The following is a 23,874-nucleotide window of genomic DNA, read 5'->3' on the forward strand; positions in this document are numbered from 1 at the left end:
CTTGTTCGGGGAGCTGGCTGCTAGGCAACAAAGGGAAACTCCGTTATGCTGCCGCTTCCGTTTTGTCTGTACTTTTTACTTTGACTGGTGAAAGTAACCGCTCCAGCCATCCCATTACCACATCGGCAACCACTGCCATCAATGCTGTCGGGATTGCCCCCGCCAAAATAATAGCCGTACCATTTGTGGCATTTGTTCCACGGATGATAATATCTCCCAAACCGCCTGCACCAATAAACGTACCAATCGTAGCAATACCAATTGAAATAACGAGTGCGGTCCTAAGACCCGCCATAATAACGGATAATGCAAGGGGCAATTCAACCATTCGCAATAATTGAAGTTTTGTCATTCCCATACCACGTCCTGATTCAATCAGTGCATTATCTACACCACGAATACCCGTATACGTGTTCTTTAAAATTGGTAAAAGTGAATACAGAAATAAAGCAAAAACGACAGTATTAGCGCCAAGGCCCATAGCTAACATAAGAACTGCCAACATGGCCAGGGCAGGAATCGTTTGAATAATGTTCGTTAGTGAAATCACCCAAGCGCTTAACTTGGCATGACGTGCAATAATGATGCCGACAGGAATAGCAACAATCGCCGCAAATAACACACCGTAAGCGGACATTAGAAAGTGGCGTAAAAATTGTTCCCATACGTAAGCCATATTTTGTGAATAGTACAACCCTAAATCTGTAAGTGTTTCCATAGTAACTTCACCTCCTAGAGATTTTACTCGAAGTAATTATTTTTCTCCAAAAATTCTTCAGCAACAATCCTTGGTTCTTTCATCTTTACGTTCGCCTGATAATTCATCTCTCGCATTTTTTTCGTGCTAATTTCTCCAGCTAGCTTCTTGATAATATCGCGAAGCTCAGGATGCTTTTTAAGCACTTCGTTGCGGACTACCGGAGAACTATCATATGGCGGGAACAAATGTTTATTGTCTTCCAATGTCACAAGGTCAAAAGCCTCTAGACGCCCATCAGTGGTATAGGCAAGTACAACATCCATTTCTCCACTTTCAACAGCCTTATAAACCAGACCAATGTTCATAGGAAAAACTCGGCCGAATTCAAATCCATACGTTTTAATAAACGAATCATACCCGACAGCCGGACGTCTGATCCATGCACTGTCGACACCCAATCTCAGTTCAGATGCGATTGATTTAAGGTCAGAAACAGTTTTTAAGTTTTCTTTTTCTGCTAATTTACTTGTTACAGTAAAAGCATACGAATTAGCAAAACCGTATGAATCAAACCATGTCTGATTGAATTGTTGTTCAAATTCTCTTTTTACTATTTTCATGGCTTTTTCAGGATCTTTGACTGGCTTCATACCCAATGCACCAACTAAATCCGTCCCCGTATACCTGGTAGCGGTGATATCAACCTCATCTGCCATCATTGCCTGGTGTTGCACAGTGGAAGACCCCATGTTCGTGATCATTTCTGTTTGAAGGTCTGTGTAATGATCGACCATAAGACGTACCATATTACCCATAATTGCCGATTCCGCTGTTCCCAACGTACCAATCGTGACTGTTTTTTCAGCAGGACCACTAAGTCCAGGCAGAGAACAACCACTCAGTAATGTTAATGCAAGTAATAATGCTACTACTGATTTTTTATTTACCGTAAACACTTGATGTAATCCCCCTTTCTATATAGCTTCCTGCGAATCTCTAATACCTTTTGGCGTCGCTCGTTTCTCAAGGCGTCCAAGAAGCAAGTCCGTAATTAATGCTAACAACGTAACTGGTACAGCACCTACAATTATTAGATCTGGTCGATATAGGTTCATTCCGTTAAATATATAGTCACCTAAACCACCAGCACCGATAAACGAGGCAAGGGTTGCCCAGCCAATTAAGTAAACCGTTGATACACGAATTCCAGCCATAATAACTGGGATTGCTAATGGTATTTCAACCGTGATAATACGCTGCCAGACGTTCATTCCCATTCCACGCCCCGCTTCCAATAAGCTTTTATTGACACCGTTGATACCTGTAAACGTGTTCCTCAACATTGGTAGCATCGAATAGAAAAATAATGCCGCAATAGCGGGAATTTTACCAACACCGAGAACTGGGATGAAAAAGGCAAGAATTGCAAGGCTCGGAAAGGTTTGAACGACTCCGACTGTCCCTATTACAAACCCTGCAACCTTTGGGACACGTGTAAGCGCCACTCCAAGTGGGATCGCAACGAGCACACCAAGGACAACCGCAGTAAGTGAGATATAAAAATGTTCCCATATTTTCACTAACAATTGGTCGCTGTTATTGGTTATAAATTGTATAATCTGATCCATATCCTTTTCTCCTTCCTATACACTTACTGTATGAATATTATCTTCTTCTCCCCAAATAGAGTCATATACAACATCCGCAAGACTCGCTCTGGTCACAATACCTTTGAGACGATGTTTTTCATCAACAACAGGTACGTATTTCATGCCTCTTCTCAAAATTTTATGGATTGTATCACGAAGTAAAGTCCCTTCTGGAACCGTATATAATTCTGAATCCAGCACATCACCGACTTGTGCTGCCTTCTTACGATTTTGATCAATGATTTCAATATCAATGTAACCTTTTAACACACCTTGACCATTAACAACAAGTAACGAGTCTACCCTGCGCTGTTTCATTATTTGAATGGCATCTGATAATGACTTGTCCTCTGTAACTGTTGCTGGATCAGCACTCATAATCTGTTCAACGGTTTGAATGTTTGGTCTCGCCTGTACTAAGCGCTCTTTACCAATAAACTCTTCAACAAAATCATTAGCTGGATTTCGCAATATTTCTTCAGGTGTACCGACTTGAACTAGCTCCCCGTCTCGCATAATCACAATTCGATCAGCCAGCTTTAAAGCTTCATCCATATCGTGTGTAACAAACACAATTGTTTTCCCTAGTGATTGTTGCAACTTTTTAAACTCTTCCTGTAATGCGTCTCTTGTTATCGGATCAAGTGCACCGAATGGCTCGTCCATTAAAATAAGGGGTGGATCTGCAGCAAGTGCACGTAATACACCAATACGTTGCTGTTGTCCCCCACTTAGTTCATGTGGATAGCGATTCAAATACTCTTTTTCCATGTCTACAAGTCGCAGTAACTCTTCTGCGCGTTTTATACGTTTACCTTCCGGCCATTTCAAAAGTTTCGGTACAAGTGATATGTTTTCCTGAATCGTCATATGTGGAAACAGTCCAATTTGCTGAATAACATAGCCAATTTCGCGTCTCAGCTGCACCAAATCCTTTTCTAAAATGTTCTCTCCTTCTATATGAATGCTTCCTTCTGAAGGTTCTATTAAACGATTAATCATTTTCATTGTTGTTGTTTTCCCGCAACCACTTGGTCCGATAAAAACAACAAATTCCCCTTTATCTACCTCCAGGGTCATATCATCAACGGCTTTTTTTCCTCCATCATACACTTTTGATACGTGATCGAATTTCAGCAAGTGAAAGACACCTCCAAATTTATTTTTTATACGTTACATCTTTTTGGTAACACTAAATAAAAGTATAGATTAAATTACATAAAATAAAAACCTTATATATTGTACATATAATCCATAAAGTTTATAAACTTTTTATTGTATAAAGTTTATATTTGATTTGCTTAAAATTCCCCTAGATTACTTTGAAATACTTTACTATGCTAGTTTTCCATTTTTTAACCAGTTGTGTTACATTGTTTCTATAAAGTTAGATAGTCGAAAGGATGAAAGAAATGGAAGAAGAAAAACCGTTCGACCAAACAAGAAAAATTGAAGAACAATTTGTAGAAAAAATCGCGGAGAACATGCATACATTTGGGATTTCAACAACCGTTGGACGTGTACTCGGGACTATTTATATGAACAGAAAACCGATGACTCTTGATGAATTATCAGAGAGTATTGGAATGAGTAAAACCCGAATGAGCCAGGTTGTGCGTGAAATGTTAGATCTCAATATTGCAGAAAAGGTTTTTGAAAAAGGTGTACGTAAAGACATGTACAACGTTGAGCGTGATTATTATCAAACCTTTATATCACTATTTACATCTAACTGGCGCAAAGCTATAAATAAAAGCAAAATGTTCGAGCAAAAGCTTCAACGAGAACTAGCTAATATAGACGGAACATTAAATGAGGAAGCCGAAGAAAAAGTAAATGAATTACTTAAGGAAACGCGCATTTGGCTGGATTACTATGACTGGATCAATCGCCTTACCGAGTTTTTTGAAAGTGGCGAGGTTTTTAAACACGTACCAATTCGTGAGGATCAGGTAAATAAATAATAAATTATCTATAATACGTACTTCCTAGATTAGAAGATACACAAGGAGGAGTTATCATGCAAAAAAAAGTCATCATATCTTGTGCAATTACAGGTGCTGGAGCTACTACGGATAAAAGTCCACACGTTCCAGTTACACCAAAGGAAATTGCAGATTCAGCAATTGAAGCAGCGAAAGCCGGGGCAACAATAGCCCATATACATGTCCGCGATCCGAAAACTGGAGAGCTCAGCCATGACCCAGAGTTATTCCAGGAGGTAGTGGAAAGGGTACGCGAATCCGATACAGATGTCGTTCTTAATATCACAGCCGGTGGTGGAGGCGACTGGATTCCTAGTAACGAAGACCCTACAACAGGTGGCCCAGGTACAGACATCCAGACTCCCGAACAACGCCATGAACCAGTTGGCAAATTATTACCAGAAATATGTACACTCGATTGCGGAAGCGTTAATTTTGGTGAACAAATATACATTAGCCCGACTGATTGGTTACGCAAACAAGCGCGCCTTATTCAACAAAGTGGCGTAAAGCCGGAATTAGAGTGTTTTGACACTGGACAAATCCGCTTCGCTAAACAGCTAATAAATGAAGGTCTCATTGACGGGGACCCAATGTTTCAATTTTGCCTAGGCATCCCATGGGGTGCAGAAGCCGACGCAGAAACCATGCTTTATATGCGTGACAAACTTCCAGAGAATGCTAATTGGGCAGCATTCGGAATCGGACGTATGCAAATGCCAGTTGTAGCACAGTCCATTCTTCTTGGTGGACATGTTCGTGTCGGATTAGAAGACAACCTTTATTTGAAAAAAGGGGTATTAGCAACAAATGGCCAGCTTGTTGAAAAAGCTGTATCCATTATCGAAAGCCTTGGATCTGAGCCAATGACACCACAAGAAGCTCGCGCACAACTAGGGTTAAGAAATCCACATGGAAAGGCTGATTAATTATGAGTGAAACAAAAAATACCATCCAACGCGTTACCGTTGTGGGTACAGGTGTTATCGGAAATGGCTGGATTGCCCGCTTTTTGTCCCAAGGCTATGAAGTAACAGCAACTGACCCTGCTCCAGATGCGGAAACAAAAATGCGTGCAGCAATAGACAATGCATGGCCCGCACTAGAGAAACAAGGCTTATCTGATGGAGCCACAAAGGATCTTCTACATTTTGACTCAAACCTTGAAAGTGCTGTTGCAGACGCAGACTTAATTCAAGAAAATGCACCGGAACGGGAAGAGTTGAAACGGAAATTGCTAGCAGACATTGACCGCTTAGCGAAACCAGAAGCCATAATAGCATCCAGTACTTCCGGAATCATGCCAAGCACACTACAAGCTGACTGTGCACATCCAGAACGTGTTATTGTTGCACACCCGTTCAACCCTGTATACCTTGTACCACTTGTGGAACTTGTTGGTGGTAAACATACTGCACCAGAGAATATTAAAAAAGCAGAGGCTTTTTATACATCAGTGAACATGAAGCCGCTTATCATATCTAAGGAAATTGAAGGCCATGTGGCTGACAGGCTGATGGAAGCAATCTGGCGCGAATCTTTACATCTCGTTAATGATGGTATTGCTACAACAGAAGAAATTGATGCCTCCATTGTCTACGGACCAGGTTTACGTTGGGCATTAATGGGACCATTTCTAACGCTTCACCTAGCAGGTGGCGAACAAGGTATGCGACACATGCTTGAACAATTCGGACCGGCATTAAAGCTACCATGGACAAAACTCGTTGCTCCAGAACTAACCGACGAATTAACCGAACGCGTTGTTGAAGGCTGTGAACAACAAACGGAAGGCCACACCATTACTGAATTAGAACAACGTCGCGACAATTTTTTAATAGAACTTCAACAGTTGCTTGAAAAATATTGGCCAGCAGCAAATTTAAACGGAAAAATATAAATAGGACCGGGCGCCCGGTCCTATTTATATCTAATGAACACGCATATCACATTTCTGAGTTATCGGGCGGAAAACCTGGCCCTAGCCGAAGTGCTTTATCCGCCAATTCGCAGCTATAACTGCCGTTCTACAAATATATCGGCCGTTTTGAAAATATAACTGCCATTTCTAAAATATAACTGCCAATATTGAAATATAACCGCCAAAACCAAAATATATCGGCCAATCTAACATTATATCCGCCGATTGAAAATCAGAAGGGAGTACTCCAATGTCATCAAAAGATAACGTACTAATGAAAGAACACGTCCGCCCCGAGTGGGTCGACTATAATGGACATATGAACGACACAGAATATTCCCGGGTATTCAGTCTCGCTGTTGACCAGTTTATGATTGAAGTTGGTATTGACGAAAACTTCCGGAATCAGCAGAATTATACCATCTATACGTTAGAAACACATTTGTGCTACTTGGCTGAAGCACATGAAGGCGAACCGCTTCAGGTAACCGTACAAATACTGGATTATGATGCAAAACGATTGCACGTATTTTTCGTTATGGAAAACAACGAAGGAAAACGCCTAGCAACTAGTGAGCAAATGCTAATGGGAATGGACATGAAGGAAGGACGCCCTGCTCCTTTTCCTTCGACCATTGACTCAAAAGTGTCGAACCTGGCAAAAGTCCAAGAAAATTACCCAACACCTGATGAAGCAGGAAGAAAAATTGGCATACGAAAAAAGGGCTAAAGCAAAAACCATGAGGGTGGTGACCATCCTCATGGTTTTTATTGTACATTATTTTATTACTCCGCTGCAGTTTCAGCGGTTCTGACCGGTTGGTGCTCTTCTGGTTTTTCCTCTTGAGGCGGCTTCACCCTTTTAAGGAAGAACGCTAAGATTAACGCAACGCAGGCAATCAGTGTCGAAACGAAAAACGTAAAGTTTATTCCATGCAACATCGCTTGATTCATAATTTGTTGTTTCATTTCAGCAGCCGCTTGTGCATCCGCATTTGCCAAAGCATCCGAAGCTAGGTCCTTCGCTTTCGATTCTGTACGATTATTCATAACCGTAATTAACAAAGCAGAACCGATTGCACCAGATACCTGTTGTAGTGTGTTGTTCATCGCTGTACCGTGAGGGTTATCTTTCGCTGGTAGCTGATTTAAACCATTTGTCATAACTGGCATCATCACCATCGACATCCCTAACATACGAAATGTGTACAAGATTACTAGACTGGAATATGGCGTATCCATAGTGATTTGACTGAAGTAATAGGATGTAATAACGGTAATTGTCAAACCAATTACTGCAAGAGTTCTTGCCCCATACTTATCAAAAAGTTTCCCAGTAAGGGGTGACATAATCCCCATCACAATCGCCCCTGGAAGCATCAATAAGCCAGAATCCATCGGTGAAATGCCACGAAGCGTTTGAACATAAATTGGCATCAATATCATTGCCGAGAACATTGCAACCGCAATAACAATGGATATTGCGGATGATAGTGCAAACATTGGATGTTTATAAATCCGAAATTCCAACATTGGATCCTCCAGCCGCAGTTGGCGTAATACAAAGGTAATTAAAGCTAGTGCACCAATGATAATCGTTCCATATACGACCGGGCTATCCCATCCTTTTTCTCCAGCCGAACTAAATCCATATAACAGTCCACCAAAACCAATACTCGATAGAATTAGTGAGAAGACATCCAGTTTAATTGCCCGTTGTGGCGTAAGATCTTTCAGCTTAAAGATAGAAAGCGCGAGTGTTATCAAAGCAATCGGCAACACTATATCGAACAACATTCTCCAGCTGTAATGCTCAATAAGCCACCCAGAAAGTGTTGGTCCAATTGCTGGTGCTGTAATCATCACAAGCCCAAATAAACCCATTGCTGAACCCCTTTTCTCTACTGGAAAAGCTGTCAGCATTACATTCATTAAAAGCGGCATCATAATCGCAGATCCAGATGCTTGAATCATTCTAGCAGCAAGTAAAACACCAAAAGTAGGTGCCAGACTTGCTAGCAATGTTCCTGCACTAAACAGACTCATTGCCACAATAAATAACTTTTTATCTGAAAAGCGCTGGATAAAGAAAGCGCTCGCTGGTATTAAAATTCCATTAATGAGCATATATCCTGTGGAAAGCCATTGCACAGCTGTTGCCTTTACATCAAATTCCTCCATAATTGCTGGAAGTGCAACGTTTAACAATGTCTCATTTAAAATAGCAACAAATGCCCCAATAAATAATATTGCAATCATGCCATAAGGGGGTTTTTTTAGACTCTCATTTGCGTTTGGCATGTTTATCAGACCTACTTTCAAATTTAAAATTAATAAACCACTCAAGTATTTTATACCAACGGTCTAAAAAATGCAATAAAAATTTTAATTTTATTTAAAAACATTGATGTATAAGCGTTGGTATCATATAATTAAAATAGACTATGATTACAAAAGGGGAAAATATGAATAAAAAAAAGAAACAAATAATCGATGCTGCACATCAATTATTTATCGAAAAAGGATTCGCATTAACTTCAATTCAAGATATTTTAAATAAAGCCCACATTGCAAAAGGGACTTTCTATAATTATTTCAATTCGAAAAATGAATGCTTGCTGGCAATTTTAGAATTCGTAAAAGAAGAAGTCGATCAAAAACGGAGGGAACTAGCCCAGGGTAAGGAAAACGACGACGAACAGGTCTTTGTCGATCAAATGGCCGTACGTATGAACATGAACCGCCAACATCATTTACTTGTCGTTTTCGAATCTGTTTCATTCTCAGATGACATTGAGTTGAAGGCCTTTATGAAAGAGCAACATAACAAGGAACTCAGGTGGATTACAAAAAGACTTGAAGATATATACCCACCTACCGCTAAACGATATACCCTTGACCATGCAGTGATGCTGGTCGGTATCGTACATCATATCATGCATGTTTGGAAGCTAGGCTCAACAACAGAAATCGAAACCGAAAAGATTATCCAATATGCACTTGCGCGAGTAAAGGCAATGATTAATGAACAAATACAAAGTAAGGAAGTCTTTTTCCCAGAAAGTTGGCTCACTCAGGCAATCGATTGTGACACAATAGATGTTTCTGAAACGAAAAGAAAGACAGTAGAGCAGTTAAAAAGTCTTGCTGAAAAAGTCGGTCACGAGGAGACCAAAAAGACTGATTATATTCAGTTCGTATTAACTGAATTGCAGGCAGATGAGCCCCGTACCTTTTTATTGGAAAGTATACTTATATCGCTAGAACATGCTTTTAAACACTCAACCTATGATTATGAAGTTAGAAGCATTTCTAAAATGGTATGGGGAATAATTGATCATATTGAAGAAAATAAGCATTAGAATAACTTGGCATGCGAAGTTTTTCTTTATTACTTTCCTGTAACCTTCTTCAGAAGCAAAATAAATATCCCCGGCAATGTGCCGGGGATATTTCTAATGGTGGTAACCGAAATAAAATTTGTTTTTCTTTTCTTCAAATGGGAATAGCTTAAGTTCTTTTGCCTTATCATAATGATTGGTAACTATCTCATTAAATAATTGTTTTGCACTTTTGTTTTTCGTATCAATCCCTAATTTTTCAGCTGATTGTATAATTTTCTTTTTATGAATCTCTTTCACTAATTCATGTGTGTCTTTGCCTTTTGTTTTAATACCCAATGAATCTGCTTCATTCCTAATAATTCTTTGAAAGACTTCTTTTCTTAATTCCTTAAATTCCTTACCCTTTGCTTGGATCCCTAACTCATCAGCCTGTTGCTTTAACATTGCTTCATAGACTTCCTTTGCTAAATCTTTAGGCTTTTTTCCCTCTGTTTTAATGCCTAGTTCCACTGCTTTTTCCTTTACCTTAGCATGGTGCACTTCCTTTGCAATCTCTTTAACCGTTTTTCCTTCTGTATTAATGCCTAATTCTTTTGCGGCTTGTTTTATTTTAGCTTCAGACACTTCGTTAGCTATTGCGCGAAGGTCTTTACCCTCTGTTTCGATTCCCAGTTCCTTTGCCTGCAGCATTATCAATGTTTCATGCTTATAAAAGCCAGGATTTTGCCTATGTTTATCGTCTATAATGCTACGACCCTGATCAGATTTCGATACCTGATCATTATCAGAATCAGCAAAAGCAGATGGAACGCTAATTCCGAGGGTTAATACTAAGCTAAGTACTACAAATAAACCTTTCTTCATCATGTAAACATCCCTTCTTGATGTAATTTTTATGCACTATTACCTAGCATTTCCCAATGTGGGGATTAAATGAATGAAAAGTTTAATAACAGCGGAAACTAAAATTATCTAAGTTGAAAGTAGAGGTGTAGAGAATGGCGGACAAGGAATATCGTGAATATAGAACTGGTCAAGGTGTACCAATGACTGGGGAATACTTATGTCAGTCCGGAAAAAAAGCAACATTAAATGAAAAAGAGGAATTTCCAGCATGTCCAGTTAGTAATCAGGAAACAACCTGGACCCATCATGATTAAGAAAAGCGTAAGCGCCCGTTAAGTGCCGTATGGACTGGACTGAACCGAAGGAGATAAAGGAAACACGGTGAGCTTAAGCGAACCGATGTTAACTTATCGTACGGAGGTGAGGGAAGTCCACTAGGCGCTGGGTGCTGGAGCTAGACAGACTTTACTCTAGATAGTTAATTAAAACAAGGGTATTTACCCTTGTTTTAATTGAGCTGCATACTCCGACCTGAGCATCGAAAATACAACCGTATCATGAAACATTTCACCGTCAAAATCAGTTTGCCGCATCACGCCTTCTTTCGTAAACCCATACTTTTTCAAAATCTTTTCCGATCCCGTATTGCCGGCAAAAGTATCACCTACTATGCGGTTCAACCCAAGAGTCTCGAAACCAAAAGCGAGAATCGGCCGAAGAATTTCAGTCATTACACCATTATTTTGATATTCCTTACGAATGATAACACCCAATTCAGCCTTCTTATGCCACAAATTTAATTTGTGCAAATGAAATTGACCAACAATTTCGCCATTCTTATTATTCACGATTACCCATGGAATTTCCTTTCGATCATCATAGCGTTCCAGCTGCATATGGACTATCTCCAGCATCTCCGCTCCTGTCTGAACCGGATGCGGTGTAATAAACTTCATCGTTTCCTTATCACTAACAAAAGAAAATAATTCTGCTGCATCATCTAGTGTTATACCTCTTAGCATGTAATTTTCCGTTACTAACCTAGGTATAGTGGTGAAAATAGCTTCAATTGACATACGGGTTCCTCCAGTTAGTTTTTCACTTATTTCTATTACTTGTAGTGTATCATTTATGTCCCGTTGGATATGTCATTTTTCAAAAGGCTTTTTCGTAAAGCTCTTTTCGTACGCATTGTTGCTATATCATCTTCATAGTTGATATATTGCGTCATAGCGTACCGCTGCGGAAAAATGGTGTCTTGAAGCAGTACTATATAGCTCCTTTCACTATTATGGCAGTTGATTGGAGTGGAGGACCGTTGACTCCTGCGGGAACAGCACGAGTCTGAAGACCCCGCAGCGGTGGGCTTCGAGGCCACTGAAAAAGTGGTGGATTTTAAAAATTTAACTTTACACCTTAACTTAGCATTTCGAATATACGGAGACTCCTGCGGGAAGTAAGAGATCGGCGAGACCCCGCAGGACGGCAGTCCGAGGAGGCTTGACACTCGCCCGCGGAAAGCGAAGTATATTCGAATATGCGATGGTAGATCCACATATTTAGTATTATATTTAACTTTTTCAGTAGCCTCGTGGGCTTCCGCGAGGAGGCTGAAGCCGTGCCCGCGGAAAGCAACGGTCCGCAGCGGAAATCAACCAGCAGTTACGTCACAGTTTATATCTATTCTCTCAAAAGCAACAATCTTTACGAAAAGAGCCTTTCGAAAAACGAAAAACTGGGTTAAATGGATGGTATTGGGAAAGAATAGAATGAAACGAAAAAATAGGAAGGGCGGTAACTACATGTCCATGGAATGGTTTAACAGAGTAACTGGTGAGCTTCAAGATAATCTGAAATCGATTTGTGAAAAATACGACCAAATCGGTCATATGACTATCGATCAGAGTACAAAACATCCACGAATCGATTTTTTTGTCGAGACGGAAGACGACGAAAGGGATTTCTTCTGCACCATCCTTTTTGATCCATATAATGAAGAGTTTTACTTAGAAAGTTTTGATTTGGATCTCGAACAGCCAGCAAGAATTATTCTAGCTGAAAGTAATGATGTGATTGATGCTGTCCATGAAAGCTTTCATGATTTTATGAACGGCGAAAGTGAAGTGTACTATGTAGATGAGAACAGTACCGAAGCGGAATATGTTATAGAAGATGACGGGGAGGAATATTACATCGGTGAAGCTTTAGATGAGGAACACACCCTTGAGGAAATTGTTGTTGAATGGGAAACGCCTGAAGTCACCGCTTTCCAGATAGAGGATGAAGTTGAGGTCACCTATCAATTTGGGATAGTCACCAATAATGGTGATGGCGTTCTCAGAAGGGTCAACCGGGTTTGGGCAGAAGATGGGGAGCTATACAAAGACGAAAGTGAATTCTCCTTTACAAAAGAAGAAGCTAGCACAATCATCGCCATGATCGCGAGCAACATGGATACGATGACTGGATTAGAAGATCTCATATAAAAAATGAAATGGCTTAGTTATTCCACTGAGCCATTTCTTATATTTATTTTCAATTACTTATTTAACTAAAGCAACAGTTATACTGGATAACTTTTCAGTAGAAACCTAAATATATTTGGAATAAGTAGGTTCACCAAAAGTTAGGATACTATCATCTTTAAATCCTAACTTTATATAAAATAATTTTCCCGCATCATTTTCGGGATGAACAGTTAAACGAAGTCGATGACAAGAAGGATGAGTTTGTTTAATATGCTTAAATAACTCATTTAACGCTTTGGAACCTATTCCACTTCTCTGAAATCCTTTATCAATGAAAAAATGGAAAAGCCAATAGTCTTCTTTGCTTTCAGGTGCATAATGCAGATTGAAGAAGCCTACCATCTGCTTTTCATTATAAATACCATATGGCTCAACTACTCTACCATCTGGTCTGATATAGGCCTTAGCAAGTGCAATAGCGACAGGAGGTGTAACAGAAGCAACAAATTCTTGTTGCTCAACATGTACAGATAGCGCTAAAGCTTCTCGCCAGTTTTCTGAGTTTATTTTTATAAGTTCTATTTCAGACATCATACTAACCCCCTATTAACCTTCAATATCTCTTTTCTTATATCCAATAAATCCTGCAACCATTAAAATAACTGCAATTATTGTTAAGATGAAGATCGGCATAAATTCGAATTCCTCAATTGGTAGTTGAGGAATATGTCCGAATGGAGAGAGTTTGCCCACCCATTCCGGAAATTGGAATAATCCACCTAGATAAAGAACAATAAATGAGTAAAATACGTAAAGCCAAAGGAGAATGTTCCGCTTCGGTATAAACCCAATAAGAAACACTGCAATACCAATCATAACTAACATGGCTGGGTAGTATGCAATTGCGGCTCCATAAATCATTCCAAACTCGAAGCCTTCATCTGTGACAGCAGCTCCCGCAGCCCATAACCCAATTGCAGCAAAAGAAATCATTATAAATCCATTAACAACCGAGATAATCAGATAACTTCCCATAAGCCTCGTACGTGAAACAGCTCTTCCCAGTAGATGTTCAATACGATTCTTTTTCTCTTCTGCATAAAGTTTATTCATTGCCATGATAGGAGCAACCGTTGCGAGTAGCGCCATGATAATCATTAACATCGGAATAAACTGTTCCGTTATTGAATAGCCCTCAGCAGTAGTCGCTAACATCTGCTCCATCATTTCATTACCTTGAAAAAATGATTCCAGGTCACCCATAACAGATCCATAAGATAGTCCCATCAGGAGCATACCAACTGCCCAGGCAATCGTACCTGTACGCTGTAGTCTCAATGCAAGACCTAATGGACTCTGTAAAAAGGAAGAAGCGTATTTTCTTCCTGGTCTGGAAGGGAAAAATCCAGCTTCCAAGTCCCGTATAGCATTCAAGTAATTTGCTAGAATAAATAGAATGATAGATACCCCAAGCATCAATACAATCGGCCACCAATTATTGCTAGAATAGGCCTCTGTTTGCGTCACCCACCCTAAAGGAGACAACCAGGATAACGATTCGTTACCAACGTCACCTATAGCGCGTACCAGATAAGCGAGAATTAGTACTGCTATTGAAAAGCCAACCGTACCACGTGAACTCTCTGAAAGCTGTGCAAATAAAGCAGTTACACCCGCAAAGATAATGCCAGTTGAGCCTAAAGCGGCTCCATATAATAAAGACCCCTCTAAATCCATACTTTCTATCCCTAAAGCATATAAGCCAAAACCGGTAATAAGAGCTAAAATTACATTCGTTACACATAAAACGAATAACGTAGCGTTTAAGTTAGATAAACGCCCTGCTGGTAAGGACCGAATCATTTCAATTCGTCCATCCTCTTCATCTGCTCTCGTATGTCGGGTCACCAGTAAAACACTCATCAAACCAACAACAACCGCAGTTAGAAGCAGCATTTGATGTGTCGTCATGGCACCAATCGTATAGTTTTCCAGATTACCAGGGCCTACCATCGCTGTCATTGCAGGGTTTTTCATCGTTTCCGCCATAACATCTCTTGCTTGTTGGGTTGCGTATAAATCAGTAAAGGAAACAGGTACCATTAATGTGAAAAAAGATAGTCCAATTAACCATAATGGAATTCGAATTCGGTCCCGCCGTATAATTAATCGAGAGAGTGAACCCGTTTGTTTAAATAAGTTTCCTGCCATTAGGAAACACCTCCTACCCCTCTATTCGCAGTAGTATCCGTTCCATCATAATGTCGCATGAATAAGTCTTCTAATTTTGGTGGTGCGCTTTCTAATTTAACAATTCCATATTGGGAAATATGTTTCATTACATTGTCCATTTCTTCTGTATCTACTTGGAAAGACAGACCTTGCTCCTTTTCTTCTATATCATGAACACCTTTTAATTCGGATAAGGAAGTCATTGGCTGTTTAGTCTCGACAAGCAGATTTGTTCGTGTTAAATGGCGTAATTCACTCAACGTTCCCGTTTCAATAATTTTACCCTGGCGAATTATACCGACTCTATCACATAGTTTTTCTACTTCAGATAAAATATGACTGGAAAGCAGGACACTTTTCCCCTCGTTTTTCGCATCCATCACACACTCCTGAAAAACTTGTTCCATCAATGGATCAAGACCTGATGTCGGTTCATCAAGAATATATAAATCTGCATCCGATGAGAAGGCAGCTACTAACGCCACTTTTTGTCTATTTCCTTTTGAATACGTTCTACATTTCTTCGAAGGATCTAAATCAAATTTCCGGATCAGCTCTTCTCGTCTGTTTTTATTATTTCCTCCACGCAATTTCACAAATAGATCAATTACTTCCCCACCAGTTAAGTTTGGCCATAAATTCACATCACCAGGAACATAGGCAATGCGTTTGTGAATATCCACCGCACTTTTCCATGCATCCTTGCCAAAAATCTTTACTTCACCCTCTGTTGCCTTCAAAATACCAAGCAGCACACGAATGGTTGTCGATTTACCAGCACCGTTTGGACCAATGAAACCAAAAACTTCGCCTTTATTCACTTCCATATTAACCCCATCTAGCGCCGTGAACTTACCGAACTTCTTCGTTAAATTAGTTACTCTCAGCAAACTCATTTTGAATCCCCCTTATTTTGTATAAAAACTTGTTTTTAGAACATCCAGGTATTCATAAAATTCGTCCCAGTACGGTTCGATATCAATCAAAGCAATTGGTTGATCTTTGAATTGTTTCATCAACTCATTTTGATATCCCTCTATTGACCAGCGTATAAGCTTAAAGGCTTTATCCACATTGACATCATCACGGAATAATTTTGGGTCAATGTTGTCATACAACATTGACGTACCAACCTTTTGCACGTCAGAAAGCCGTTTTTCCAATTCCTCAGGTAAGTTCGCTTCATCATTTAAAAATACGATAGCTATAAAATTACTAACATTTGGATACTCATGGAGATACGCTAATTTCACGCGGGCTATCTCCTTTAACCGCTCAATGAAATCGGGTTCTGTCATATCAATCAGGCTGAAAAACTCCGTGGTCACAATGTTAATTGCATGATCAATCAGATACAGGTAAAGATCCTTTTTATTATTAAAATAGTAAAAAAGCATTCCTTTCCCTATTCCCGCATTCTTCACAATTTGATTCGTTGAAGCTCGCTCATATCCATTCTCCGCGAATTCCTGTAAAGCAGCATTCAAAATTCGTTTTTGCTTAGCATCATCGAGGTTATGAAATGTTGGATTAATAGCCAATCACCCTCTCTTACAGTATTTTTATTCTTACTTATTCTTACTTAGACCACTTTGGTCGATTTGAGTGTAACACCATTAGACCACACTGGTCAATATATATTTTGCCTGTGAAAAATTATATGACGATAGTGCAACACTTACTGGATTACCTTATTTTTTGCTTACGATTAAACAACGAATAAAAATAACAGAAAATATCGATTAGTCTTGCATATCAAAATTCTATTATGTATACTCAATATACAAAATTGAATAATTATTTAAATATGGATTGAAAGATGTATCAAAGGATGTGAATAATCCCGTGCAAAGTTTATACCTGCTTCCAAATGCGGAAGAGGAGATCATCGATTCGTATGATGAAGACATTATTGTAACGAATCGGGATGGAAAAATTATTAAGGTTACACATATCAGTGGCTTGAATTACGACTTATCAGCAAATGATTTATTAGGACAATCTGTCTATGAGTTAGAGGCTAAGGGAATTTTTTCTCCAGCTATCACGCCTTTAGTTTTAAAACAGAAAAAGAAGGTTGCGCTCGTCCAAACCACTTTGAATGGAAGAAAGGTACTTATTACAGCTATTCCACTGTTTAATGAGGTGCACGAGGTAGAATTTATAATTAGTTATTCCTATGAGGTTTCAGAATTACACGACCTTCAGGATTATCTACATGAACTTGAAGGTGAAATGTCAACGGTCAAAGGGGAACTGGCATTACTTCGGGAAGAAAGTTTAAGTATCGAAGGGATTATTTCGGAGAGTAAATCGATGAAACAAATCCTGAAAACAGTGAACAAAATTGCCCCACTTAATGTCCCAGTTATTTTACAAGGAGAAAGTGGTGTGGGGAAATCCACAATAGCTAAACTGATTCATAAACAGAGTGCACGACGAGATGGGCCGTTTATCGAGGTGAATTGTGCTACCATCCCGGACGCAATTTTTGAACATGAATTAGTTGGCCGGTCTGAGACAGGGTCTGATAATAAAATTGGGTTTCTCCAAGTGGCCCAATCTGGGACATTATATCTGCAGGGTGTAGATGAGCTTTCATTAGCCTCTCAAACCATTCTATTAAAAGCGCTGCAACAAACAAAAGGTACCTTTAGAATTGTCAGTTCAACCGAGCTGCATTTGGAGAATTTAGTGGCACAAAAACAATTTAGGGAAGATCTATTTTACTTTTTACACGTTGTTCCTATTCAAATTAAACCGCTACGAGAGCGATTAGAGGATTTAAGTAAAATTATCCAGAAATACGTTGATAGGTATACAGCTGAATACCAGGTTAGTAAAAAGCTTTCAGATAGTTTATTTCACGAATTGTTACATATGGAATGGAGCGGCAACCATTTGGAAGTAAAGAATTTAATGGAACGGTTAATCGTTCAAAATGAGTCAGCTATCATAACCAAGAATGATTTACCCGTAGAGTATCGAAGGAATGACTCTAGCCTTGATACGTTCGAAATTGACGGACGTACATTACCCGCAATTCTCGAAAAAGTAGAAGAAGAAGTTTTGATTAATGCGCAAAAGAGATATAAAACAACTACTGAAATGGCCAAGATTTTAGGGATAAGTCAACCGTCAGTGGTTCGTAAACTAAAAAAGTATTCAGATAAACTATAATGGGGGATTTTTAAATGGTAAAAACAGAACGCAATTGGCAGGAATTAGTGGACTCAATTGGTAATTTCCTTGCACCAAGTATGGCAAAAGATCATCCAAACTTACCTGTTGTAAAGGCGGAAGGATGTTATTACTACGGTGCAGATGGTAAAAAGTATCTTGATTTCACATCAGGCATTGCTGTGGAAAACGTTGGTCACAGACACCCTGCAGTTGTACAAGCTATTAAAGACAGTGCGGATCATTTAGTACATGGTCCATCAGGCGTAATTATATATGAATCGATTTTAAAGCTAGCGGAAGAACTTCAATCCATACTTCCACCTAAGCTAGATAACTTTTTCTTTGCGAACAGCGGGACAGAAGCCATTGAAGGCGCATTGAAGTTAGCAAAGTATGTGAAAAAACGTCCGTATGCCATCTCTTTCACAGGTTGTTTTCATGGACGTTCAATAGGTGCTTTAAGCGTTTCAACATCCAAAAGTAAATATCGTAAGCATCAACAACCATCATGGCTTACATACCAACTACCTTACGCGCATCCGGAAGACTGCCCGGAAGGAATGGACCCGGAAGTATTTTTTGCCGAAAAGTTAGAAAGAGATGCGGAAAATTTATTTAGGCATCAAGTTGATCCAGAAGAGGTAGCATGTATGATTTTGGAACCTATCCTAGGTGAAGGTGGATACATTATCCCACCAAAATCATGGTTGAAGAAAGTCCGGGAAATATGTAATCGCCATGATATATTACTTATCTTTGATGAAGTCCAAACTGGATTCGGACGTACAGGTAACTGGTTTGCTGCCCAAACATTTGATGTAAAACCCGACATTATGGCAGTCGCAAAAGGAATAGCAGCAGGGCTCCCTCTTAGTGCAACAATAGCTTCTAAAGAGCTAATGGATCAATGGCCATTGGGTGCACACGGCACTACTTTTGGTGGTAATCCAATAGCTTGTGCGGCAGCCCGAGCATCACTTGAAGTAATTAAGGAAGAAAAACTCCTAGAGAACGCTAACTTAATGGGGGAATACACACTTGAACGATTGGGCGAAATCAAAGAAAAGTATCCAGTAATTGATGATGTTCGTGGTGTGGGCCTAATGGTTGGAATTGCACTGAAAGACCTTGAGACAGGTAAACCAGATGGTGACACTGTAATGAAAGTATTGAATGGTTGTTTAGAAAAAGGCGTTTTATTTTATCTTTGTGGAAACTCTGGTGAAGTAATTCGAATGATCCCTCCTTTAACTGTTACAAAAGATCAAATCGACCATGGATTAAATGTACTTGAGGAGGTTTTTGCGGCATTATAACGAAACAAATTGGGGCATGAAAAGGTTCATATAATACGAGGGGGCTTGTCAATGAATATGAATAGTAAATTGGAGCAACTAAATGAGAGTGAAGTGAAAAAGGGAACTGATATAGGAGGTTTAATGAAATTTTTGATTCCTTCTTTATTCGGTGTATTTATCTTCTTATTTCCTGTTTTTATTGAAGGTACATTTAACATACCACTAGGAATCATAACAGAATTTTTAATTAGCTTATTAGCTGATGTACTTCCTGCAATTGTTACGTACGTTATATTAATTTCCGGTTTATTTACATTAATTACAACCATATTTAAACCAAAAGTAATTTTAAATTCAAATCTATTAAACTCATTATTCAACGTATCCATGTTCTGGACAGTTACAAGAATACTAGGAACAGTCTTTGCGTTTATGACTTTTTATGGGGTAGGCTTTAATTTGATAAACTCAGAAGTTACCGGACAAGTAATGTTTGGCTTACTTACCTCATTAATTGTATGGTTCCTAGTTGCATCCTATTTAATGCCATACCTAATTAATTTTGGTGCAATGGAGTTTTTTGGTACATTGCTTAGAAGCGTAATAAAACCACTCTTCACGTTACCTGGACGTTCAGCCATTGATTTATTAGCTTCATGGGTTGGAAACGTAAATGTTGGCGTCGTCATAACACGAGAACAGCACCGAGATGGATTTTATACAGGTCGGGAAGCTGCTGCAATCGCAACTTGCTTTTCATCCGTATCGCTTCCATTTTGCCTTGTAATAGCAGGAATGTTGAATATTGATCATATGTTTCTACCTTTATATTTAACAATTTGTATCGCAGGGGTTGTAAGTGCCGTTATTGTTCCAAGGATTCCACCGCTTTCCAGAATCCCAGATACTTACATGAAGGAAAATGACTATAACGAATATATTCCTGAAGGTGTATCTAGGTTTAAATGGGGACTCGATCAAGCAATTAAACGAGCAAAAGATGCAGGTTCGTTTAAAGATCAAGTTAAACAAGGAACTGACGTATTCCTGGGCATTATTTTCGTTTTAATGCCACAAGTTATGGCCATTGGTACAATCGCACTTATCATTGCTGAATTTACATCAGTCTTTGAAGTTATCTCCAAGCCAATGGTTCCAATTTTACAAATGCTACAGATCCCAGAAGCTGCCGAGGCTGCTCCAGCTACTATAGTCGGGTTTATTGACATGTTTATACCGGCAGTTCTAGCAACTGGAATCGATGCAGAAATTACTAGATTTGTGATTGGTGCATTATCACTTGTTCAAATCATCTATTTGACCGAGATGGGAACCTTACTAATTATTTCAAAAATCCCTGTTGGTGTTGGACGCTTGTTCCTAGTATTTATGGAACGTACATTAATCTCATTGCCAATTATCGCTTTAATGGCTCACCTTATTTATTAGCGGGGATGTACTAATCTGAACGGGAGAGAATGATTATTTCTCTCCTGTTTTGTTTATCAAAACTTCAAATTTCCAAGGGGGTATCACAAATTTATATTAAACATCTTATTGATAGAATCGGCAGTAATAAAGTCAGTCAAAATGAAACTGAATTGTTTCGTCACAGCCATGATGAATCACCCCATAAGACTATTGAGCCAGATGTCGTTTGCTTTCCGGAATGCAAAGATGATATTAAAAATATTGTAGAAGTAGCACATGCACATCGTGTTCCTGTTACAGCGTTTGGTGCAGGATCTGGATTGGAAGGACAGGCCATTCCGATCCATAAGGGTATTTCGATTAATTTTGAAAATATGAACGCTGTAGTGGATTTTTCACCAGATGACATGACCATTACCGTACAGCCAGGCCTTACACGTTTACAATTGAATAAACTGGTAAATAGAAAAGGCTTAATGTTTCCAATTGATCCTGGTGCGGATGCAACAATTGGAGGAATGGTTGCAACGAACGCAAGTGGAACGACAGCAGTACGTTACGGCTCTATGCGGGATCAACTGCTTGATTTGGAAGTGGTTTTAGCCGATGGTACAGTGATTCATACTGGTACACATGCTAAAAAGTCATCGTCTGGTTACAATTTAACAGGTTTATTCGCTGGTTCTGAAGGTACATTAGGGATTATTACAGAAGTGACATTACGACTTCATGGAATACCAGAGTATACAATGGTAGCGCGATGTACCTTTGATACACCAGAAAAATGTGCCCAAGCAGCCCAAACTATTTTGCTTAGTGGTATTCCAGTAATGCGCATGGAGCTGGTTGATGCTCAAAGTATTTCACAGGTGAATATGTATGGGGGATACAATTATCCAGTCAAGCATTCCTTGTTTTTTGAATTTGCAGGTTTGAAGGCTGCTGTTGAAGAGGAGATTAAACTAGCGCAAGAGTTAATGAACGATCTTGACTGTCAGGACTGGAAAGTAGCCACTGACCCCAAGGAACAGAAGGAACTTTGGAAAGCACGCCATGAGCTATCATATGCCTATGGACATATAAAAGGAATGGCCGATACAGGTGCAGATGTTTGCGTGCCAATTTCGCGACTTCCAGAACTCGTTGTCTATGCACGTGAACTTATTGAACAAAGTGGATTAGAAGGTGGCATCTTAGGACATGTAGGTGATGGCAATTTTCATACCATCGTAATCTTTGACTCAAATAACCCAGGTGAACAAGAAAAGGCTGAATATACAAATGAAGCCCTTGCCATGCGTGCAATTGAAGTTGGTGGAACTTGTACAGGAGAACACGGCGTAGGACTTGGTAAGATGAAACTCCAAAAGGCCGAGCACGGAGATGCAGTTGGGATTATGAAGGGTGTAAAACAAATGCTTGATCCGGAAGGGCTTTTGAATCCGGGGAAGATATTTTATTAATTTAAGGATAATGGTTTAGGTGCTATTTTTTAACTAGCACCTAAACCTAATAATCTTAAGTTACTATTATGCGCTAGCGAATCGATTCCTTTTCTAATTAATCTTTTTCAAAGTGTCTTCAACTATACGATAAACTCCGTAACCTTCAGTAGCTACAAGTCTATCATTTTCTAAATAAATACCAGTCTCTTCATCTATAGCGTAATTCATGTAATCTTTATATTTATTTACCGCTTCTCTCAGGTGACATTCATCATCCCATTGTGAGAAATGTACTGCTATTACTACGTCAGAAATTAATCCCAAACCATTTCTTTGTTGAAATTCATTTTGTTCATTATCTTTAGCAGAAATAATACAAACTTCAGGGCTTATTAATGCACCAGCTGAAAAACCAGCTACAGGAACTCCTGCAACATAGCTTTTCCTTATAGCATTTGATAACGGTGTATCTACAATATAGTCAGCATATAGATTTGTATCACCACCATTAATAATAATCCCAGAACTATTATTTATACAGTCGATAGCCTCTTTTATAGGTGTTGAAGGAAGCGGCAGAATATGAAATTCGTTCAATCCTAAATCTCTTAATTCATCTGTATACTTGGACATGTATTCTTCCCAACCGTCCCTTTCTACAAATAAAATTGAAATTGGTTCATTGGTTGTTGTCATTGCTACAAATCTATTTGCCATGTCTGACGTGAATGGAGGTCCTCCCCCGAATAGAAATAGATGTTTGTCCATTTGATCACCTTTTGCTTTTTTATTTCATAGCTTGATATTCTCTGTCTAAAATGCTCATCATAACATCCGTCTCATATTTACCTTCAATTAGTGCTCCCTCACGTTCTACACCCTCTTTAAAAAATCCACATTTCTCATAACAAGCTATTGCTCTATGATTGTATTCCAAAACCCTTAAATCAACCCGGTGAAGACTTAATTCTTCAAAAGCATACTGTAATACTAATTGTGTGATTTCAGTTCCTAAGCCTCTCCCCCAAACAGATGAGTCAAATAAACCAACAGCATACTTCGCACGATTATCCTGGTCAGATACTGTGAGTCTGGCTTCGCCTATGCAACGGCCTTTATATTCCACACACCAATTTAGCTTTTCCTTTAGGATGCGATCGATAAGATATTTTGCACTATCCATAGTGAAGGGTTCTAAATTTTTAGTACTCCCACCGTACAATCTAATAAGTTCCAGACTTCGTCCACATTTAAAACGATCCTGAACATCACTTCCTTGATAACAAGCTTTATCATTATATTGTGAATGGAAAATAAATGACCTAAGAGGTGATCAACTTGAACGATTCCCCAATTATTAAAGGCAACCATG

General features: G+C 39.2%; 24 protein-coding genes. 11 read left to right on the plus strand and 13 right to left on the minus strand.

Going from position 1 to position 23,874, the window contains the following annotated elements; genetic code table 11:
• Positions 1–43: 43 nt before the first annotated feature.
• From LG329_RS09470 to LG329_RS09485, 4 genes are read right to left on the minus strand one after another with little or no spacing between them, the layout of a single operon-like run.
• Positions 44–718 carry an ABC transporter permease gene (locus LG329_RS09470; protein WP_404450573.1) on the minus strand — a complete coding sequence of 225 codons (675 nt, stop codon included), beginning with the start codon at positions 716–718 and terminating at the stop codon, positions 44–46.
• Positions 719–741: 23 nt separating this feature from the next.
• Positions 742–1,656 (minus strand): osmoprotectant ABC transporter substrate-binding protein, encoded by a 915-nt coding sequence (locus tag LG329_RS09475; RefSeq protein ID WP_404450574.1) that lies wholly within the window; start codon positions 1,654–1,656, stop codon positions 742–744.
• Between the two features lie 18 nt (positions 1,657–1,674).
• Entirely contained in the window at positions 1,675–2,328 is a 654-nt protein-coding gene (locus LG329_RS09480) for an ABC transporter permease (protein ID WP_404450575.1), read from the minus strand.
• 15 nt (positions 2,329–2,343) lie between these two features.
• The gene (locus LG329_RS09485; RefSeq protein ID WP_404450576.1) at positions 2,344–3,489 is read right to left on the minus strand and encodes a betaine/proline/choline family ABC transporter ATP-binding protein; all 1,146 of its coding nucleotides are present in this window, start codon (positions 3,487–3,489) and stop codon (positions 2,344–2,346) included.
• A 272-nt stretch (positions 3,490–3,761) separates the two neighbouring features.
• Between LG329_RS09485 and LG329_RS09490 the strand changes: the two genes are divergently transcribed.
• From LG329_RS09490 to LG329_RS09505, 4 genes are all read left to right on the plus strand, one after another.
• Complete coding sequence (locus LG329_RS09490; protein ID WP_404450577.1) at positions 3,762–4,313, plus strand: GbsR/MarR family transcriptional regulator; 552 nt, start codon at positions 3,762–3,764, stop codon at positions 4,311–4,313.
• Positions 4,314–4,369: 56 nt separating this feature from the next.
• Positions 4,370–5,263 (plus strand): 3-keto-5-aminohexanoate cleavage protein, encoded by an 894-nt coding sequence (locus LG329_RS09495; RefSeq protein WP_404450578.1) that lies wholly within the window; start codon positions 4,370–4,372, stop codon positions 5,261–5,263.
• Between the two features lie 2 nt (positions 5,264–5,265).
• Positions 5,266–6,234 (plus strand): L-carnitine dehydrogenase, encoded by a 969-nt coding sequence (locus tag LG329_RS09500; RefSeq protein WP_404450579.1) that lies wholly within the window; start codon positions 5,266–5,268, stop codon positions 6,232–6,234.
• Between the two features lie 271 nt (positions 6,235–6,505).
• The gene (locus LG329_RS09505) at positions 6,506–6,985 is read left to right on the plus strand and encodes a thioesterase family protein (protein ID WP_404450580.1); all 480 of its coding nucleotides are present in this window, start codon (positions 6,506–6,508) and stop codon (positions 6,983–6,985) included.
• 56 nt (positions 6,986–7,041) lie between these two features.
• Here LG329_RS09505 and LG329_RS09510 read toward each other — a convergent pair whose 3' ends face one another.
• Entirely contained in the window at positions 7,042–8,556 is a 1,515-nt protein-coding gene (locus LG329_RS09510; protein ID WP_404450581.1) for a DHA2 family efflux MFS transporter permease subunit, read from the minus strand.
• Between the two features lie 164 nt (positions 8,557–8,720).
• Between LG329_RS09510 and LG329_RS09515 the strand changes: the two genes are divergently transcribed.
• Entirely contained in the window at positions 8,721–9,617 is an 897-nt protein-coding gene (locus LG329_RS09515; RefSeq protein WP_404450582.1) for a TetR/AcrR family transcriptional regulator, read from the plus strand.
• 93 nt (positions 9,618–9,710) lie between these two features.
• Here the strand turns inward: LG329_RS09515 and LG329_RS09520 are convergent, their stop codons facing one another.
• Positions 9,711–10,466 carry a hypothetical protein gene (locus LG329_RS09520; protein WP_404450584.1) on the minus strand — a complete coding sequence of 252 codons (756 nt, stop codon included), beginning with the start codon at positions 10,464–10,466 and terminating at the stop codon, positions 9,711–9,713.
• A 131-nt stretch (positions 10,467–10,597) separates the two neighbouring features.
• Here LG329_RS09520 and LG329_RS09525 point away from each other — a divergent pair, with 131 nt between their 5' ends.
• Positions 10,598–10,759, plus strand: coding sequence for a hypothetical protein (locus LG329_RS09525; protein WP_404450585.1), 162 nt, complete (start codon positions 10,598–10,600; stop codon positions 10,757–10,759).
• Positions 10,760–10,942: 183 nt separating this feature from the next.
• Here the strand turns inward: LG329_RS09525 and LG329_RS09530 are convergent, their stop codons facing one another.
• Entirely contained in the window at positions 10,943–11,521 is a 579-nt protein-coding gene (locus tag LG329_RS09530) for a GNAT family N-acetyltransferase (RefSeq protein WP_404450586.1), read from the minus strand.
• A 726-nt stretch (positions 11,522–12,247) separates the two neighbouring features.
• On the opposite strand from LG329_RS09530, the gene LG329_RS09535 reads away from it, so the two are divergent.
• Complete coding sequence (locus tag LG329_RS09535; protein ID WP_404456524.1) at positions 12,248–12,931, plus strand: hypothetical protein; 684 nt, start codon at positions 12,248–12,250, stop codon at positions 12,929–12,931.
• 105 nt (positions 12,932–13,036) lie between these two features.
• Here the strand turns inward: LG329_RS09535 and LG329_RS09540 are convergent, their stop codons facing one another.
• The 4 genes from LG329_RS09540 to LG329_RS09555 are packed head-to-tail and all read right to left on the minus strand — an operon-like array spanning position 13,037 to position 16,686.
• Positions 13,037–13,504, minus strand: coding sequence for a GNAT family N-acetyltransferase (locus LG329_RS09540; protein WP_404450587.1), 468 nt, complete (start codon positions 13,502–13,504; stop codon positions 13,037–13,039).
• 15 nt (positions 13,505–13,519) lie between these two features.
• Positions 13,520–15,124, minus strand: coding sequence for an ABC transporter permease (locus tag LG329_RS09545; RefSeq protein WP_404450588.1), 1,605 nt, complete (start codon positions 15,122–15,124; stop codon positions 13,520–13,522).
• The gene (locus LG329_RS09550) at positions 15,124–16,041 is read right to left on the minus strand and encodes an ATP-binding cassette domain-containing protein (RefSeq protein WP_404450589.1); all 918 of its coding nucleotides are present in this window, start codon (positions 16,039–16,041) and stop codon (positions 15,124–15,126) included. The genes LG329_RS09545 and LG329_RS09550 overlap by 1 nt, the downstream gene beginning before the upstream one ends.
• 12 nt (positions 16,042–16,053) lie before the next feature.
• The gene (locus tag LG329_RS09555; RefSeq protein WP_404450590.1) at positions 16,054–16,686 is read right to left on the minus strand and encodes a TetR/AcrR family transcriptional regulator; all 633 of its coding nucleotides are present in this window, start codon (positions 16,684–16,686) and stop codon (positions 16,054–16,056) included.
• Positions 16,687–16,990: 304 nt separating this feature from the next.
• Here LG329_RS09555 and LG329_RS09560 point away from each other — a divergent pair, with 304 nt between their 5' ends.
• From LG329_RS09560 to LG329_RS09575, 4 genes are read left to right on the plus strand one after another with little or no spacing between them, the layout of a single operon-like run.
• Positions 16,991–18,325 (plus strand): sigma 54-interacting transcriptional regulator, encoded by a 1,335-nt coding sequence (locus tag LG329_RS09560; RefSeq protein WP_404450591.1) that lies wholly within the window; start codon positions 16,991–16,993, stop codon positions 18,323–18,325.
• Between the two features lie 14 nt (positions 18,326–18,339).
• A complete protein-coding gene (locus tag LG329_RS09565) occupies positions 18,340–19,644 on the plus strand; it encodes an aspartate aminotransferase family protein (RefSeq protein ID WP_404450592.1) in 1,305 nt (434 codons plus the stop codon).
• A gap of 51 nt (positions 19,645–19,695) precedes the next feature.
• Positions 19,696–21,075 (plus strand): YjiH family protein, encoded by a 1,380-nt coding sequence (locus tag LG329_RS09570; RefSeq protein WP_404450593.1) that lies wholly within the window; start codon positions 19,696–19,698, stop codon positions 21,073–21,075.
• Between the two features lie 29 nt (positions 21,076–21,104).
• Positions 21,105–22,520 (plus strand): FAD-binding oxidoreductase, encoded by a 1,416-nt coding sequence (locus LG329_RS09575; RefSeq protein WP_404450595.1) that lies wholly within the window; start codon positions 21,105–21,107, stop codon positions 22,518–22,520.
• 93 nt (positions 22,521–22,613) lie between these two features.
• Here the strand turns inward: LG329_RS09575 and LG329_RS09580 are convergent, their stop codons facing one another.
• On the minus strand, positions 22,614–23,270 hold the full coding sequence (locus LG329_RS09580; RefSeq protein WP_404450596.1) for a Type 1 glutamine amidotransferase-like domain-containing protein: 657 nt from the start codon (positions 23,268–23,270) through the stop codon (positions 22,614–22,616).
• Positions 23,271–23,289: 19 nt separating this feature from the next.
• A complete protein-coding gene (locus LG329_RS09585) occupies positions 23,290–23,685 on the minus strand; it encodes a GNAT family N-acetyltransferase (RefSeq protein WP_404450597.1) in 396 nt (131 codons plus the stop codon).
• Positions 23,686–23,874: the final 189 nt, after the last annotated feature.

The organism is Virgibacillus necropolis (assembly GCF_044793635.1).
Taxonomy (GTDB): domain Bacteria; phylum Bacillota; class Bacilli; order Bacillales; family Amphibacillaceae; genus Virgibacillus_F; species Virgibacillus_F necropolis_A.